Source organism: Erythrobacter rubeus, from assembly GCF_014705715.1.
Taxonomy (GTDB): Bacteria; Pseudomonadota; Alphaproteobacteria; order Sphingomonadales; family Sphingomonadaceae; genus Erythrobacter; species Erythrobacter rubeus.
On record NZ_JACXLC010000001.1, the window covers coordinates 657,930 to 671,505 of the forward strand.

13 protein-coding genes are annotated in these 13,576 nt (G+C 62.1%); 7 read left to right on the top strand and 6 right to left on the bottom strand.

All coding sequences use genetic code 11. From position 1 onward, the window contains the following. The first annotated feature begins 2 nt into the window (after positions 1-2). Positions 3-890, top strand: coding sequence for a LysR family transcriptional regulator (locus IB285_RS03150; protein WP_190786808.1), 888 nt, complete (start codon positions 3-5; stop codon positions 888-890). On the opposite strand, the gene typA is transcribed toward IB285_RS03150, so the two are convergent. Beyond that, positions 887-2,719, bottom strand: a complete 1,833-nt coding sequence (typA, locus tag IB285_RS03155) for a translational GTPase TypA (RefSeq protein ID WP_190786809.1) — start codon at positions 2,717-2,719, stop codon at positions 887-889. The two genes, IB285_RS03150 and typA, sit on opposite strands and share 4 nt — an antisense overlap. Positions 2,720-3,126: 407 nt before the next feature. Between typA and IB285_RS03160 the strand changes: the two genes are divergently transcribed. Continuing rightward, a complete protein-coding gene (locus tag IB285_RS03160; RefSeq protein WP_190786810.1) occupies positions 3,127-5,829 on the top strand; it encodes a TonB-dependent receptor in 2,703 nt (900 codons plus the stop codon). Between the two features lie 182 nt (positions 5,830-6,011). Here IB285_RS03160 and IB285_RS03165 read toward each other — a convergent pair whose 3' ends face one another. Together IB285_RS03165 and IB285_RS03170 are read right to left on the bottom strand one after the other, a co-directional pair. Continuing rightward, a complete protein-coding gene (locus IB285_RS03165; protein WP_190786811.1) occupies positions 6,012-8,561 on the bottom strand; it encodes an ABC transporter permease in 2,550 nt (849 codons plus the stop codon). Further along, positions 8,558-9,286 (bottom strand): ABC transporter ATP-binding protein, encoded by a 729-nt coding sequence (locus tag IB285_RS03170; RefSeq protein WP_199803411.1) that lies wholly within the window; start codon positions 9,284-9,286, stop codon positions 8,558-8,560. Before IB285_RS03170 ends, IB285_RS03165 begins: the two co-directional genes overlap by 4 nt. A 50-nt stretch (positions 9,287-9,336) precedes the next feature. Between IB285_RS03170 and IB285_RS03175 the strand changes: the two genes are divergently transcribed. Beyond that, on the top strand, positions 9,337-10,095 hold the full coding sequence (locus IB285_RS03175; protein ID WP_234033052.1) for an arylesterase: 759 nt from the start codon (positions 9,337-9,339) through the stop codon (positions 10,093-10,095). Between the two features lie 7 nt (positions 10,096-10,102). Here IB285_RS03175 and recF read toward each other — a convergent pair whose 3' ends face one another. Further along, the gene (gene recF / locus IB285_RS03180; RefSeq protein ID WP_190786813.1) at positions 10,103-11,191 is read right to left on the bottom strand and encodes a DNA replication/repair protein RecF; all 1,089 of its coding nucleotides are present in this window, start codon (positions 11,189-11,191) and stop codon (positions 10,103-10,105) included. Positions 11,192-11,433: 242 nt separating this feature from the next. Here recF and IB285_RS03185 point away from each other — a divergent pair, with 242 nt between their 5' ends. The 4 genes from IB285_RS03185 to IB285_RS03200 are packed head-to-tail and all read left to right on the top strand — an operon-like array spanning position 11,434 to position 12,096. Further along, positions 11,434-11,547, top strand: coding sequence for an enoyl-CoA hydratase (locus tag IB285_RS03185; RefSeq protein ID WP_190786814.1), 114 nt, complete (start codon positions 11,434-11,436; stop codon positions 11,545-11,547). 36 nt (positions 11,548-11,583) lie between these two features. Continuing rightward, positions 11,584-11,694, top strand: coding sequence for an enoyl-CoA hydratase (locus tag IB285_RS03190; protein WP_190786815.1), 111 nt, complete (start codon positions 11,584-11,586; stop codon positions 11,692-11,694). A 46-nt stretch (positions 11,695-11,740) separates the two neighbouring features. After that, positions 11,741-11,887, top strand: coding sequence for a hypothetical protein (locus IB285_RS03195; protein WP_190786816.1), 147 nt, complete (start codon positions 11,741-11,743; stop codon positions 11,885-11,887). Continuing rightward, the gene (locus IB285_RS03200) at positions 11,884-12,096 is read left to right on the top strand and encodes a PspC domain-containing protein (protein WP_190786817.1); all 213 of its coding nucleotides are present in this window, start codon (positions 11,884-11,886) and stop codon (positions 12,094-12,096) included. The genes IB285_RS03195 and IB285_RS03200 overlap by 4 nt, the downstream gene beginning before the upstream one ends. Positions 12,097-12,192: 96 nt before the next feature. Here IB285_RS03200 and IB285_RS03205 read toward each other — a convergent pair whose 3' ends face one another. Together IB285_RS03205 and IB285_RS03210 are read right to left on the bottom strand one after the other, a co-directional pair. Then, positions 12,193-12,987, bottom strand: a complete 795-nt coding sequence (locus IB285_RS03205) for an SDR family oxidoreductase (RefSeq protein ID WP_190786818.1) — start codon at positions 12,985-12,987, stop codon at positions 12,193-12,195. Further along, complete coding sequence (locus IB285_RS03210) at positions 12,984-13,571, bottom strand: NUDIX hydrolase (protein WP_190786819.1); 588 nt, start codon at positions 13,569-13,571, stop codon at positions 12,984-12,986. Before IB285_RS03210 ends, IB285_RS03205 begins: the two co-directional genes overlap by 4 nt. Between the last annotated feature and the right edge of the window lie 5 nt (positions 13,572-13,576).

Consider the following 13,576-nt stretch of genomic DNA (forward strand, 5'->3'; position numbering starts at 1 on the left):
CAATGAGTGATTGGGATGATTACCGCTTGATCCTCGCTCTGGCGCGGGCCGGCACTTTGCGAGCTGCGGCGTTGGAGCTTGGCCTGACGCACACGACCGTGTCGCGGCGGCTCGCAGTTCTGCAGGACTCCAGAGGGGCTGTGTTCGAGAAGCGCCCTGAAGGGTATGTGCCGACGCCGCTGGGTTCGGCCTTGATCGATGTGGCCGAAAACATGGAAGGCCTGGCGCTTGCCGGCGCGCGCTATCAGCGAGCCTCCGATAAGGATCTGGCCGGTGTCGTCACGCTCTCCTTGCCAGAGGCGATTGCGCAATATCTCCTGCTAGAAGACCTGCTCGATTTCGCGCAAAGCTATCCGGAGATCGAGCTGCGCGTGCAAACCAGCTACCGTTTTGTCGATCTCGATCGTTCAGAGGCTGATGTGGTCGTGCGCGGGGCATTCCAGCCGCCCGATCACCTTGTCGGAAGGCGTCTGTATCCCAATTGCGTGGCCTATTACGCGAACCGGGAATACCTGGAGACGACGCCGCGCGATCAGCTTTGCTGGATCGCACCCGGTCCGGAAGCGCGCATGCCGGGCTGGCTGGAGAATTCGCCTTTCCCCGAAATACCCATCGCTATTTCCATCGACGACATCACGGCCCGCCACCGGGCTCTGGTGAAGGGCCTCGGCCTAAGCCGCGGAGCGTGTTTCATGGCCGATCCCGAGCCCGGGCTCGTAAGGCTTGGCGATGCCCCGCCCGAGGCTCAACAGGATATTTGGGTGCTGACCCACCCGGATTTGCGATACACACCGCGCATCCGCCTCGTGATGGATCACGTCGCGAGCGCGATGACGAAAAAGCGTGGCCTGGTCCTCGGCGAGCTGCCGCAGGCTTTCGCCGAGCTTTAGCCCTCCTTCTTGCGCTTCGCTTTCTTGCGTTCGTGCGGGCACAGCAGCGTCTTGCGCAGGCGGATCGATTGCGGGGTCACTTCGACCATTTCATCGTTGTCGATATAGGCGATCGATTGTTCCAGCGTCATGCGCCGCGGCGGGGTGAGGCGGATTGCATCATCCTTGCCGGTGGATCGGACGTTGGAAAGCTGCTTGGCTTTCATCGGATTGACCTCGAGATCGTCGGGTTTCGCGTTCTCGCCGATCACCATGCCTTCATATAGCTTCATCTGCGGGGCGACGAACAGCTCGCCGCGCTCTTCCAGCATGTTGAGCGCATAGGCGTTCGCCTCGCCATCGCCGTTCGAGATCAGCACGCCATTGATGCGGCCTTCGATCGGGCCTTTGTAAGGGCCGTACTTTTCGAACAGGCGGTTCATGATGCCGGTGCCGCGCGTGTCGGACAGGAATTCACCGTGATAACCGATGAGGCCGCGCGACGGGGCGGAGAAGGTGATGCGGGTCTTGCCCTGGCCCGAGGGACGCATTTCGGTGAGGTCGGCCTTGCGGCGCTGCATCTTCTCAACGACCGTGCCCGAATGCTCGTCATCGACGTCGATCACGACGGTTTCGTACGGCTCCATCTTCTGGCCGTCCTCTTCGCGAAGGAGCACGCGCGGGCGTGAAATGCCGAGCTCGAATCCTTCGCGTCGCATGGTTTCGATCAGCACGCCGAGTTGAAGCTCGCCGCGACCGGCAACTTCGAACGCGTCCTTGTCGTCGGCCTCGGTCACGCGAATGGCGACGTTGGTTTCCGCCTCGCGCAGCAGGCGGTCGCGGATCATGCGGCTCGTCACCTTGTCACCCTCGCGCCCGGCAAGCGGACTGTCATTGACGGCAAAGCGCATGGCGAGGGTGGGTGGATCGATTGGCTGCGCGGCAATCGGCTCGGTCACCGAAGGATCACAGATCGTGTTGGCAACGGTCGCTTTTTCGAGCCCGGCAAGCGCGATGATGTCGCCCGCTTTGGCGCTTTCAACCGGCACCCGGTCGAGCCCGTCGAAGCTCATCAGCTTGGTTGCGCGGCCCGTTTCGATGACATTGCCATCCATGTCGATGGCGTGGATCGGATCGTTCACATTGATCGTGCCGGACTGCACGCGGCCGGTGATGACGCGGCCCATGAAGTTATCGCGGTCGAGCAGGGTGGCGAGGAAGCTGAACTTGCCTTCGGTGTCGAGGCCGGGCGCGGGCACATGCTCGGTGATGAGCTTAAACAGCGGCTCCAGCGTGCCTTCGCGCGGATTCTCGTCGTCGCTGGCATAGCCATCGCGGCCCGATGCGAAAAGCGAAGGGAAGTCGAGCTGCTCGTCGCTCGCATCGAGACTGGCGAACAGGTCGAACACTTCGTCGAGCACTTCCTGCGGGCGGCCATCGGGGCGGTCGATCTTGTTGACGACGACGATCGGCTTGAGCCCGAGCGCGAGCGCCTTTCCGGTCACGAATTTGGTTTGCGGCATCGCCCCTTCGGCGCTGTCGACCAGCAGGATGACGCCATCGACCATGCTCAGGATACGCTCGACCTCGGCGCCGAAATCGGCGTGGCCGGGTGTATCGACGATGTTGATGCGCGTCGTCTCGCCTTCATTTTCCCATTCGACGCTTGTGCATTTGGCGAGGATTGTGATGCCGCGTTCCTTTTCCAGATCGCCGGAATCCATCGCGCGCTCTTCGATCCGCTGGTTGTCGCGGAAGGTGCCCGATTGCCGGAAAAGCTGGTCGACGAGCGTCGTCTTGCCGTGGTCGACGTGGGCGATGATCGCGATATTTCGCAAGGAGGAAGACATGTTCAAAAATTCCAGTCAGGGGACCGATCAAGGGATGAGATCGGCCGGAATGCGGCGTAGCGCGCGGGTTAGTGCAGGTATGTGGCGGGTTTGCGACAGCCGAGATGACGCTACGGCAATCGCCGATGGTCCCCATTGGTGCTGCAACGCAACATGCGCCAGCGCGCCTAGCGTAGGTGCAGGCATTGGGCAAGCTTTGACGATATCGGTGTTACATATTGTGATCGCGGCAGTGTGTCGGTGTTGCAACAATGCCCCGATTCCCGAGGTTTGCCGCGGGTTTCAAGCTTGTCGCCCACAAACGCCTCCCCTATTAGATTAGCTAATCGAGCGGAGGGTGAAGCGTGTCGGAGACGCGTGCCGTTACGGCAACCGACGCTCGAGGGGGATATTGGAGAGGAGCTTCCATGCGTTCTATTTCAGCCGGCTCAGCCGGGTCGTACCGTTTTACCTTGCTTGCCGGTGCAGCCGCCTTCGCGGTCGCCATGCCAGGTGCCGCTCTCGCTCAGGACAACAGTGTCCTCGCCGACAGCGATGATGCCGATGAGCTGACGCTCGAAGATGACGACAGCAGCAATGTCATCATCGTGACCGCGTCGAAGCGTGAGCAAACATTGCAGGACACGCCCATCGCGGTCAGCGTGACATCCGGCGAAACGTTGGAAGCCGCCCAGATTCGCGACGTGCTGGACCTCCAGACGGTGACGCCTTCTCTGCGCGTCAGCCAGCTCCAGAGCTCGTCGAACACCACCTTCATCATTCGCGGTTTCGGTAACGGTGCCAACAACTTCGGTATCGAACCGTCGGTCGGCGTGTTCATCGATAACGTCTTCCGTTCGCGTTCCGCCGGCGCTCTGAACGACCTTGCTAACGTACAGCGCATCGAGGTTCTGAACGGCCCGCAATCGACGCTGTTCGGCAAGAACGCATCGGCTGGTGTTATTTCGGTCGTGACCCGTCCGCCGCAGTTCGAATGGGGTGGCAGCATCGAAGCGGTCTACGGCAACTTCGACCAGATTTTCCTCAAAGGCGACATCACCGGTCCAATCACCGACACGGTCGCATTCTCTGTCGACGGCAGCTACCAGCAGCGCGACGGCTTCGGCGAAATCGTCAACCTCGACACCGATATTGCAGACCGGGATCGCTACACACTTCGTGGTCAGATCCTCGCCGAGCCGACACCCGATATCAGCATTCGCCTGATCGCGGACTATTCCGAACTCGACGAAATCTGCTGCCAGGTCGCTACTCTGGTGACCGGCCCGACTACGCTCGACGCTATCACAGCTGTCGGTGGGCAGGCTGCGCCGGGTCCATTCGAGGACCAGAACTTCCTGAACATCGCGCCGGTAAACATCGCCGAGAACTATGGTTTCTCCGGCCAGATCGACTGGAACCTCGGTTCGATCTCGGTGACCTCGATCACCGCCTACCGTGAGCTCGATAACTTCTTCAACCAGGACATCGACTTTACGAGCGCCGATCTTTCGAACGAAACCCGTTCGCAAGACGTCAACACCTTTACTCAGGAATTCCGGATCACCTCGGACTTCGATGGTCCGATCAACTTCCTGCTTGGTGCGTTCTATTTCGATGAATCGATCGAGCAGGACAGCTTCCTGACCATCGGCGAAGACTTCCGCGATTTCGCATCCTTCGTCGCGGCCAGCACCGGGTTCTATTCGGCCATCGGCGCACCTGAGCTGATCGGCGCATCGATCCCCGGACTTCCGCCTGCAGCGCAGATCGCAGCTGGTGAAGCTGCACTGTTCGACGCAGAGGCGGCGCTTGGCTTCCCGGCCGGGAGCATCCTCGGCGGCGGCCTGCTCAGCAACGAGTTCTACTCGCTCGATAACGAGGCGTTCTCGATCTTCGGCACGGTCGATTTCGAACCGTTCGATGGCCTGACCCTGACCGCTGGTTTCAACTACACCGACGACTCCAAGGATTTCGTCATCCAGACAACGGCTGGCGATCCGCTGGCGCAGATCAACGTCGTCGACACCTTCATCACCGGCGCAACCGCGGCCAACCCGGCGCTTCCGCTGGTGACGACGCGGGACGAATTCCTGGCTCTGCCTCCTGAAGTTCAGGCAGCGCTGTCGGCAGCTGCGCTTGATGCGGCATCGAACCCGCTGCTTGGCCTTGCCGGTCTGCAGTTCCAGACCGGCTTCCTCGACGTGCCGAACGCCGTCGAGCCGGGCGAAACCAATGATGACGATTTCACCTATCTCCTGCGCGCTTCCTATGAGGTCGTGCCTGAGGTGAACGTCTATTTCAGCTATGCAACAGGGTTTAAGGCCAGCTCGGTCAACCTGTCGCGCGATAGCCGTCCGACTGTCGACGATTTCACGCCGGGACCGGTCAACTCGACCTTCCTCGCTCCGTCTTCGGCAATCACCGATGCAGGTCTTGCTACAGTCAACCTTTCCAACGGCACGCGCATCGCCGGGCCTGAAGAAGCCGAAGTGTTCGAACTGGGCCTGAAAGCCCAGTTCGACGGGGTTGGTTTCAACCTCGCTCTGTTCGACCAGACGATCGAAGACTTCCAAAGCTTCGTTTTCGGCGGCCTTGGCTTCACGCTTGAGAACGCAGGTGAGCAGTCGGTTCGCGGTTTCGAATTCGACGCGACCGTTACAGCGATTGATGGCCTCGTGCTGACCTTCGCGGTCACGCACCTCGATCCGCTCTTCGACAGCTTCCCGGACAGCATCCTGGGTGATCTGTCGGGCGCGCGTCCGGGCGGTATCCCGTCCTGGTCGATCGCCACCAGCGCGACGCACACGCATGAATGGGACAGCGGTACGCGGCTTATCACCCGTGTCGACTACAACCATGAAAGCAACGTGGACCTCAACAACGGTCTGCCGACTTTCAACCTCCCACCGTTCAACAACGACACGATTTTCCGCCGTGAAGTCGATCTGGTGAACGGCTCGATCACGCTGGCGCTCAACAACGGCTTCGAAGTCGGTGCGTTCGTTCGCAACCTTTTCGACGACCGCTTCATCAGCACCGTGTTTGACGGGGTTGCACAGGGCGGAACCGTGAACGGTTATCCGAGCGACCCACGCACCTATGGCGGCGTGGTACGCTTCAAGTTCTGATCGCCTGATCGGACTGACCGATAAAGAGGGCCTCGCCGGGAAACCGGCGGGGCCTTTTTTTATTCGGTCGTGCTGTGACGGAAGTCGGCTGATTGAGTGCCGGTCAAGCTGCCCTCGCGGCGTTTAACCCGCATAATCAGAGTGACACTGGTTGTTCGGAGCTGCTCGCGAATGCCGGAGCTCTACAGCTCTCTCAGCGCCTGTGCCGGTTTCGCCCGCAGCAGCGGCAGCGAGCCGCCCAGCGCGAAGGCCAGCACCATTACGAGCCCGAGCCCAAGCACTGCGAGTACCTCGCCCCAGTCGGGCAGCCAGTCGAATTCGAACAGCTGGGTGATGATTACCCATCCCAGCGTCGAACCCAGCGCCAGCGCCACGCCTGCCAGCGCCAGCGCAATGAGCCCGTATTCCGCCAGCTGCATCATCAGGATCTGCCTTCTGCTCGCGCCGAGCACGCGCAGGACAACGGTGTCGTACATCCGTGCGGCCCGCGCGGCGGCAATCGCCCCCATGAGCACGGCGAGCCCGGCGAGCACCGCAACCGCAGCGGCGGCGAGCGTCGCGAGGCTAACCTGCTGCAGGATCGTGCGCGCTTCGGTCAGCACCTCGCCCACTTCGACGACCGAGCTGGAAGGAAACTCCTGCACCAAGTCTCTCAGCAATGATCCTTGTTCCTGCGCGTCGGCCACATCGGGTAGCTCAACCGTCGCCGAAAGATTATGGGGCGCATCGGATATCGCATTGCTCGAGAAGACGAGAGTGAAGTTGAAACCCATATTCTCCCAGTCGATCTCGCGGATGTTGGCGATGCGAACATCGCGTTCGGTACCGAGTATGCCGATGGTAAGGTAATCGCCGATCTCAAGGCCGACCGCCTCGGCGAAATCGGTGTCGATCGAGACCAGCGGCTCTCCGCTATAGGAAGCGTCCCACCATTCGCCTTCGACCACCCGGTTGCCTGCCGGGATCGTGTCGGAATAGGTGATGCCGCGCTCGCCGCGCAGCACCCACGCGCCTTCGGGCAGCTCTTCGAGATCGGCGACGCGGGTCATCTCATCCTGCGGGCCATAGGCAAGCACCGCCCCCCGCATGGTCGGCACAGCGCGGATCGTCGCGGCGGGATAGCGTGTGGTGATCAGCTCCTCGAACCGATCCCGGCCATCGACCGGCACGTCGAGCACGAAGTAATCCGGTGCCTCGCGCGGTACGCGGCTCTCAATATTGCCATCGATGGCGGATTGGATCGCTGCGAGCAGCACGAAGGCAGCCAGCCCGAAACCGAGCGCCGTGACGAGCGAGCCCGTCGGCGCGCCGGGCCGGTGGATGTTGGAGAGCGCGGAGCGCAGCAGCGGATTGGACGGGCGCGGCAATCTGCGCGCGATGTACTGAATAATCAGTCCGAGAGCAGCAAGCGCGATAAGCGCCCCGCCTGCTCCGAGTAGAAATCCGCCAGATAGCTGCGGCTGCGCGGTTGTGAGCAGCGCCAGTGCGCAAATCGCGGCGATCCCCGCAGCGGTTGCGATCAGCGCGCGTTTGTCGCGCGAAAGCGGCACGATCCGCGAGCGCATAAGAGCCATGGCCGGGAAAGAGCGCGCGCGCAGCAGGGGTGCAGCGGCAAAGGCGAAGGCGACCAGCAAGCCATATGCGCCCGCGAGCAGCAGAGGTGCAGGCTCGATCACGAATCCGCTCTCGACCGGCAGCAATCCCTGGAGAGCGGAGCCGAGCAGCGGTGTGATCAGCACGCCGACGGCCAGACCGGCAGCGCTGCCGATAATCGCGGCGACGCCGATTTGAAGCGCGTAGATGCACACGATGTCGCGCGATGACGCACCAAGCACCTTGAGCGTTGCAATGCTGGTGCGGCGCGCATCGAGATAGGAGGACACACCGCCAGCGATCCCGATGCCCGCAATCACGAGCGCGGCGAGGCCGACCAAGGTCAGAAAATCGCTCATCTGCCGCACGAACCGGTCCGCGCCGGGTGCCGCGCGGTCGCGGCTGCGGAAATCGAACCCGGCATTCGGGAACGCCTCGTTCAGCTCTTCCTCGATTGCCTCCGGGTCCTCGCCAAGGTCGTTGAAGGCGACGCGGTATTTGCTCTGGTAAAGCGAGCCGGGCTGCAGCAATCCGCCATCGAGCGGCACGTCTTCGGCCACCAGCACGGTCGGGCCTAGCTGAAATCCTTCGGACAGCCGATCGGGCTCATTCTCGATGATCCCTGCGGCGGTGAGTTCGACCGTGCCGACGGTGAAGCGGTCGCCGATCTCGATCTCGAGCCGGTCGAAAGCGCCGCGCGCGAGATAGGCGTCGGTGCCGGTCGGTGCGCCCGTTTCGCTACCATCCGCGAGGGTTAGCGTGCCGTAAAGCGGCCAGCTTTCATCCACCGCCTTCAGCTCAACCGGTGCCGCGCGGCTGTTATCGCCGCTTCCCGCGGTCGCCATGGCTTGCAGGCGCGTACCGCCCGACAAAGTGCCGTATTCGCTGAGCGCGGCCTGTTCTTCGGCAGTGAGATCGCGCTGCCACACTTCGACTTCGAGGTCGCCGCCGAGCAGCACCTGCCCGCTCGCCGCAAGCTCGCGTTCGATTGCGGCGGTCAGTGTGCCGATCGCAGCAAGCGCGCCGGTGCCGAGGAAAATGCAGACGAGCAGCAGCCGAAGTCCGCGGAACCGCGCATTGAGGTCGCGCCGCGCAATGCGCCAGGCGCCGCTCCAGCTAAGGTCGCCGCTCTCGGTCATGCGGCGACGGTCTTTGCATTCTTGGTGTCGGAGACGATCAGGCCGTCCGCCATTGTGAGCACGCGCTCACATTTTTCAGCGAGGCTCTTGTCGTGCGTGATGATCAGCAGGGTCGCGCCGGTCTCGGCGCGGCGCTCGAACAGCAATTTGACGATTTCTTCGCCCGTGCCGACATCAAGGTTGCCGGTCGGTTCGTCGGCGAAGATAAGTTCGGGGCGGGGCGCGATGGCGCGAGCGATGGCGACGCGCTGCTGCTCGCCGCCGGAAAGCTGGGTCGGGTAATGGTCGGTGCGATGTCCCAGGCCGACCGCTTCCAGTTCAGCCTTGGCGCGGGCCTGCGCATCTTCCGATCCGGCAAGCTCCATCGGTGTCGCCACATTCTCGGTCGCGGTCATCGTCGGCAGCAGGTGAAACGCCTGCAGCACGATCCCGATGCGTCCGCGGCGCGCCTGCGCCAGCCCGTCTTCGTCCATGCCGGAGAAATCCGCACCTGCGACAGTCAGGCTGCCGCCCGTCGCGCGCTCAAGCCCTGACAGCACCGCCATGAGCGAACTCTTGCCAGAGCCGGAGGGGCCGAGCAGCGCGACGACCTCTCCCTTGGCGATATCGAGATCGACACCGTGCAGGATCTTGGTCGGCGCGGCATCGCTGCCGAGCGTCAGGGTGAGGTTGCGGGCGGAGACGGCAAGGGGACCGCCAGAAGAAGTATTGGTCACAGGCACCAGATGGCATAGGGGAGGGCTCTCAACAAGATACCCACCCGAGGGACTGATAGATGCAGAAACGCACTTGGTCGAAAACGAGAACTCTTATCGCAGCCATGCTCGCGGCCTTTGCTGGACCGCTGGCATTGGCAGGATGCAGCGAAAACGCCGAGGATGCAGCCCAGGTTCCCGCATCCGGTGCTGCCCGCACCGAAGGCGATTTGCCTGCGATCCCGGTAATGGGCGAAGAGGTGACGATCCTTGCATTCGGGGACAGCCTGTTCGCCGGATACGGGGTCGATAAATCGGACAGCTATCCTGCAAAACTTGAGTTAGCCTTGCGCGCCAAGGGCGTTAATGCGCGGACGGTCAATGCCGGGGTTTCGGGCGACACCACCGCTGCGGGCCGGCAGCGGCTCGAATTCACGCTCGAAGCGCAGCAGGAAAAGCCCGATCTCTTCATCCTTGAACTTGGCGGCAATGACCTCTTGCGCGGCCTCTCGCCAGCGGAAACGAAGGCCAACCTCGCCGCGATGATGGACGAATTGCAGAGCCGCGACATTCCGGTCCTGCTGATGGGAATGCGCGCTCCTCCGAATTACGGTCCTGAATACCAAGCCGATTTCGATGCGCTGTATGGCGAGCTCGCGGAGCAATATGATGCAGCGCTGATCCCGTTCTGGCTCGAGGATATTTATCAGCGGCCTGCGCTGTTCCAGGCGGACCGTATCCATCCGACCGAGCAGGGTATCGAGGAACTGGTGGCCTCCACCGTCGATGAAGTCGAAGCGGCGCTTCCCGAGCCCGAAGAAACGCGCGACGCGGCCTGATTGGGGCTCAAAGCCGCTCCAGCGCCCCTCCGCTGACGCGCCAGATCGCCGCCGAGCCTTCGATATCGGCGAATGGAGCCATCTCGGTTCCGGTCATCCACACCTGCCCCTGACCTCGGCCCAACCGGCGGAACAGCTCGGTGCGGCGCACCGGATCGAGATGGGCGGCGACTTCATCTAGCAGGAGCACGCTCGGGCGTCCTGACGAGGCCAGCACGCCGTGGGCGAGGGTAATCGCGATCAGCATCGCCTTTTGCTCGCCGGTCGAACACGAGGCGGCGGGCACGCCAGAAGATGCCATGACGACTTCAAGCTCGTCCCGGTGCGGGCCGGTGAGAGCGCGGCCCGCCGCCCTGTCGCGCGGCCTGGCGCGAGCAAACTCGGCGAGCAGCTCAGCAACATCGGTGGGGCCACCGGGGCGATAGGTCAGGATCGGGCGAGCGAACGGTTCAGGGGGCAGGGCGCTTAGCTCGTCTGCCAGTTCCGAGATGAGCCGCGCGCGGTTCTGCGCGACCACAGCGCCGTGCTGCGCGGCTTGCGCTTCGATCGCGTCAAGCCAGCGGGCATCGCCGCCCGTCTCCAGCAGCTTGTTGCGTTCGCGCAAGGCGTTTTCGAGCGCGGAGACATTTTTCGCATGACCCGGTTCGATCGCCAGCGTCATTCGGTCGACAAAGCGCCGCCGCGCGCCGGCGCTGTCGGTGAAGAGGCCGTCCATCGCGGGCGTGAGCCATGACACCGCGTGCCATTCGGACAAAGCGCTGGCGCTCGCTTCTGCTCCGTTGATCCGCACCAAGCGGCGCGTTGGCCGGTCGGGCTCCGTATAGGTGCCGATCCGTGCCGAGGTCTGACCTTGCTCGATCAGGCTCGCACCGATGGCAAAGGCGCCGGTCACAGACTCCGCTCCGGATTTGCGCGCCAGATCCGCGAGATTAGCCCGCCGCAATCCGCGTCCGGGGCTGAGCAGCGAGAGTGCTTCCAGCACGTTCGTTTTGCCCGCCCCGTTCTCGCCCACCAGCAGGTTGAAATGCGCGGTGTTCTCCAGCTCGCTAGCCGGGTGGTTGCGGAAATTCTGGAGGGTGATGCGGGTCAGAGCCATCGGGAGAAAGGCGGTAGCACGGCGTTCGTCAAACGCCAGCGCTCAACCATTGAAATAAGCGATCCCAAGAGGTGGGAAAATTTCCCAATGTGTGGGATTTGTTAAGCTATCGTTCAGGTTGGCGGCGTGTGAAAACCGCAGAAATCTGCCCTTTTTTAAGTTTGGCACGCCTCCTGCAAAGTATCGGGTGTCCCAAGGGATTGTCCCGAAAGACACTGAAAACTCAAACAGGAGACCAAACAATGTTCGTATCTGATCTTTCCAACCGCTTCGCAGCCGCTGCCTTCTCTGTCGCAATCTCGGCCGCTTTCTTCGCCTACGCAATCATCCCCGCCAGCCCTTCGCTGATGGCCTGATCGCAAACACACTCTTTTCTGAAAAGGAACCACACCATGCCTACCAACGAAACCGGAGTTCGCATTTTCGCCGCAGCATTCTCGGTGATCGTTTCGGCCTCTTTCTTCGCTTACGCCATCATCCCCGGCAGCCCCGGCCTGGCGTAAATCCGAGCCAGTAAATCCAATCCAGACTTGAAAGGAAATTTGAAAAATGTACTCGTTCTTTGATCTCGGCGGCACCGCAGGCGCGCGTATCGCAGCAGGTCTGACCGCTTCGATTATCACGGTCGTGCTGATGGCGGTGGCCATTGTCCCGGCTAGCCCCGCCACCCCGTTTTTTGCAGGAGCGCTCGCATGAACAATATCTCGCACAGGAATGGCGGCCCGCCCCAGGACGGATTTCGCCTCGACAAACAGAACGGCAAACTGTTCGGCGTTTGCTCCGGCCTCGCAAATTCGACCGGTGTCGACGCGACCATCTGGCGCATCGGACTTGTTGTCGCGACGCTGCTCGGCTTTGGCCTGACCATTCCGATCTATCTTGCAGTCGCCCTGATCGCCGACTGAGTGCAGCACCCGACAGCCGACCCGGTTTTGAAGGGAAGCTGCGCGACCTGAAATCTGATAAAACCGGGAGGGGCCATGCGGCCCCTCTTTTGATTGCTACATCGCGGAAATGCCGCCATCGAGCTTGATCTCGGCGCCTGTCATGAAACGGCTTTCATCGCTCGCCAAGTACACCACGGCATTGGCGATGTCGTTTGGCTCACCGACAAAGCGCAGCGGGATCTGCCGCGCGAGCTTGTCCATCAACACATCTTTATCGAGGCTATGCGCCTTGGCCGTGCCGTCGAGGATTGGTGTGTCGACAAAGGTCGGGTGCACCGAATTGCAGCGGATCTGCATGTTCTTCTTCGCGCAGTGCAATGCGATCGATTTCGACAGCATCCACACCGCCGCCTTCGACGCGTTGTAGGCTGGCATGGTGTCGCTCGCGATCAGCCCGGCAATGCTGGAGATGTTGATGATCGATCCGGGCGCATGTTCACGCATCAGCGGCAAAGCCTTCTGACAGCCGTGAAAGATTGAATCGACATTGATCGAGAAGCAGCGCTGCCAATCGGCGAAATCGCACTCTTCTATATTGCCTGGAACGCCGATTCCGGCATTGTTCACCAGCACATTGAGCCCGCCCATCTGCTCGCGCGCGGCCTCGACTGCGGCTTCCCAGGCGTTTGAGTTGGTCACATCATGCGCGATGGAGAACGCGGTACCATCGCCCATTTCGCTGTTGACGATTTCGGCGGTTTCGGCGGCGCCATCGCCGCTGATGTCGGTGGCGAGCACGCGCGCGCCCTCTTGCGCCAACCGGATGCAATGCGCGCGGCCGAGGCCCTGCGCGCCGCCGGTGACGAGCGCCAGTTTGCCTTCGCAGCGGCCTTTTCTCGATGTGCTCATTTCAGTTTCTCTCCCAAATATTCCGGTGTCAGCAACATGCCGATGCGCACATCCACGCCGTGTCCTGCAGCGCGCCAGTCGGCAACAAAGCTCGCCAGGTCGGACAGCGCGACGCGGTGCACGTTGATCGTCTCGTCTTCGAGCCCGCCGCCTTCGCCGACCTTGGTCAGCCCTGTCGCGCGCAGCAAGGTGAAGCTTTCGGACACCATCCCCGGCGATGAATAAAACTCGCCCAAGTCTTCGAGGCTGTCGGCGCGGTATCCGGTTTCCTCTTCCAGCTCGCGTGCGGCGGCGCTTACCGCGTCTTCGCCTTCTGCGCCGTCTTCATCGCCGATAAGGCCCGCTGGTATCTCGAGGCAGAAGCGTGAAAGGGGAACACGGTATTGGCTCACCAGGATGACATGACGGGTGCCGTCCGCATCCTCATCCAGTGCGATAATTGCGGCTGCACGGATGCGGCGCGCGCGGGTTGCGTATTCCCAGCGCCCCCGCGTCCTAGCCGTGATGAAGCGGCCTTCCCAGCGGATTTCCTCCGGCTGGTCGGCGTCCTTGTCCCGGGTGAGGTCGTTGAATTCGCGAGTCATGTTCG

What these genes read in the sequence shown, in the direction of transcription:
- IB285_RS03150 (WP_190786808.1), top strand. Translation starts at nt 3, where the DNA reads ATGAGTGATTGGGATGATTACCGCTTGATCCTCGCTCTGGCGCGGGCC.
- typA (WP_190786809.1), bottom strand. Translation starts at nt 2,719, where the DNA reads ATGTCTTCCTCCTTGCGAAATATCGCGATCATCGCCCACGTCGACCAC.
- IB285_RS03160 (WP_190786810.1), top strand. Translation starts at nt 3,127, where the DNA reads ATGCGTTCTATTTCAGCCGGCTCAGCCGGGTCGTACCGTTTTACCTTG.
- IB285_RS03165 (WP_190786811.1), bottom strand. Translation starts at nt 8,561, where the DNA reads ATGACCGAGAGCGGCGACCTTAGCTGGAGCGGCGCCTGGCGCATTGCG.
- IB285_RS03175 (WP_234033052.1), top strand. Translation starts at nt 9,337, where the DNA reads ATGCAGAAACGCACTTGGTCGAAAACGAGAACTCTTATCGCAGCCATG.
- recF (WP_190786813.1), bottom strand. Translation starts at nt 11,191, where the DNA reads ATGGCTCTGACCCGCATCACCCTCCAGAATTTCCGCAACCACCCGGCT.
- IB285_RS03185 (WP_190786814.1), top strand. Translation starts at nt 11,434, where the DNA reads ATGTTCGTATCTGATCTTTCCAACCGCTTCGCAGCCGCTGCCTTCTCT.
- IB285_RS03190 (WP_190786815.1), top strand. Translation starts at nt 11,584, where the DNA reads ATGCCTACCAACGAAACCGGAGTTCGCATTTTCGCCGCAGCATTCTCG.
- IB285_RS03195 (WP_190786816.1), top strand. Translation starts at nt 11,741, where the DNA reads ATGTACTCGTTCTTTGATCTCGGCGGCACCGCAGGCGCGCGTATCGCA.
- IB285_RS03200 (WP_190786817.1), top strand. Translation starts at nt 11,884, where the DNA reads ATGAACAATATCTCGCACAGGAATGGCGGCCCGCCCCAGGACGGATTT.
- IB285_RS03205 (WP_190786818.1), bottom strand. Translation starts at nt 12,987, where the DNA reads ATGAGCACATCGAGAAAAGGCCGCTGCGAAGGCAAACTGGCGCTCGTC.
- IB285_RS03210 (WP_190786819.1), bottom strand. Translation starts at nt 13,571, where the DNA reads ATGACTCGCGAATTCAACGACCTCACCCGGGACAAGGACGCCGACCAG.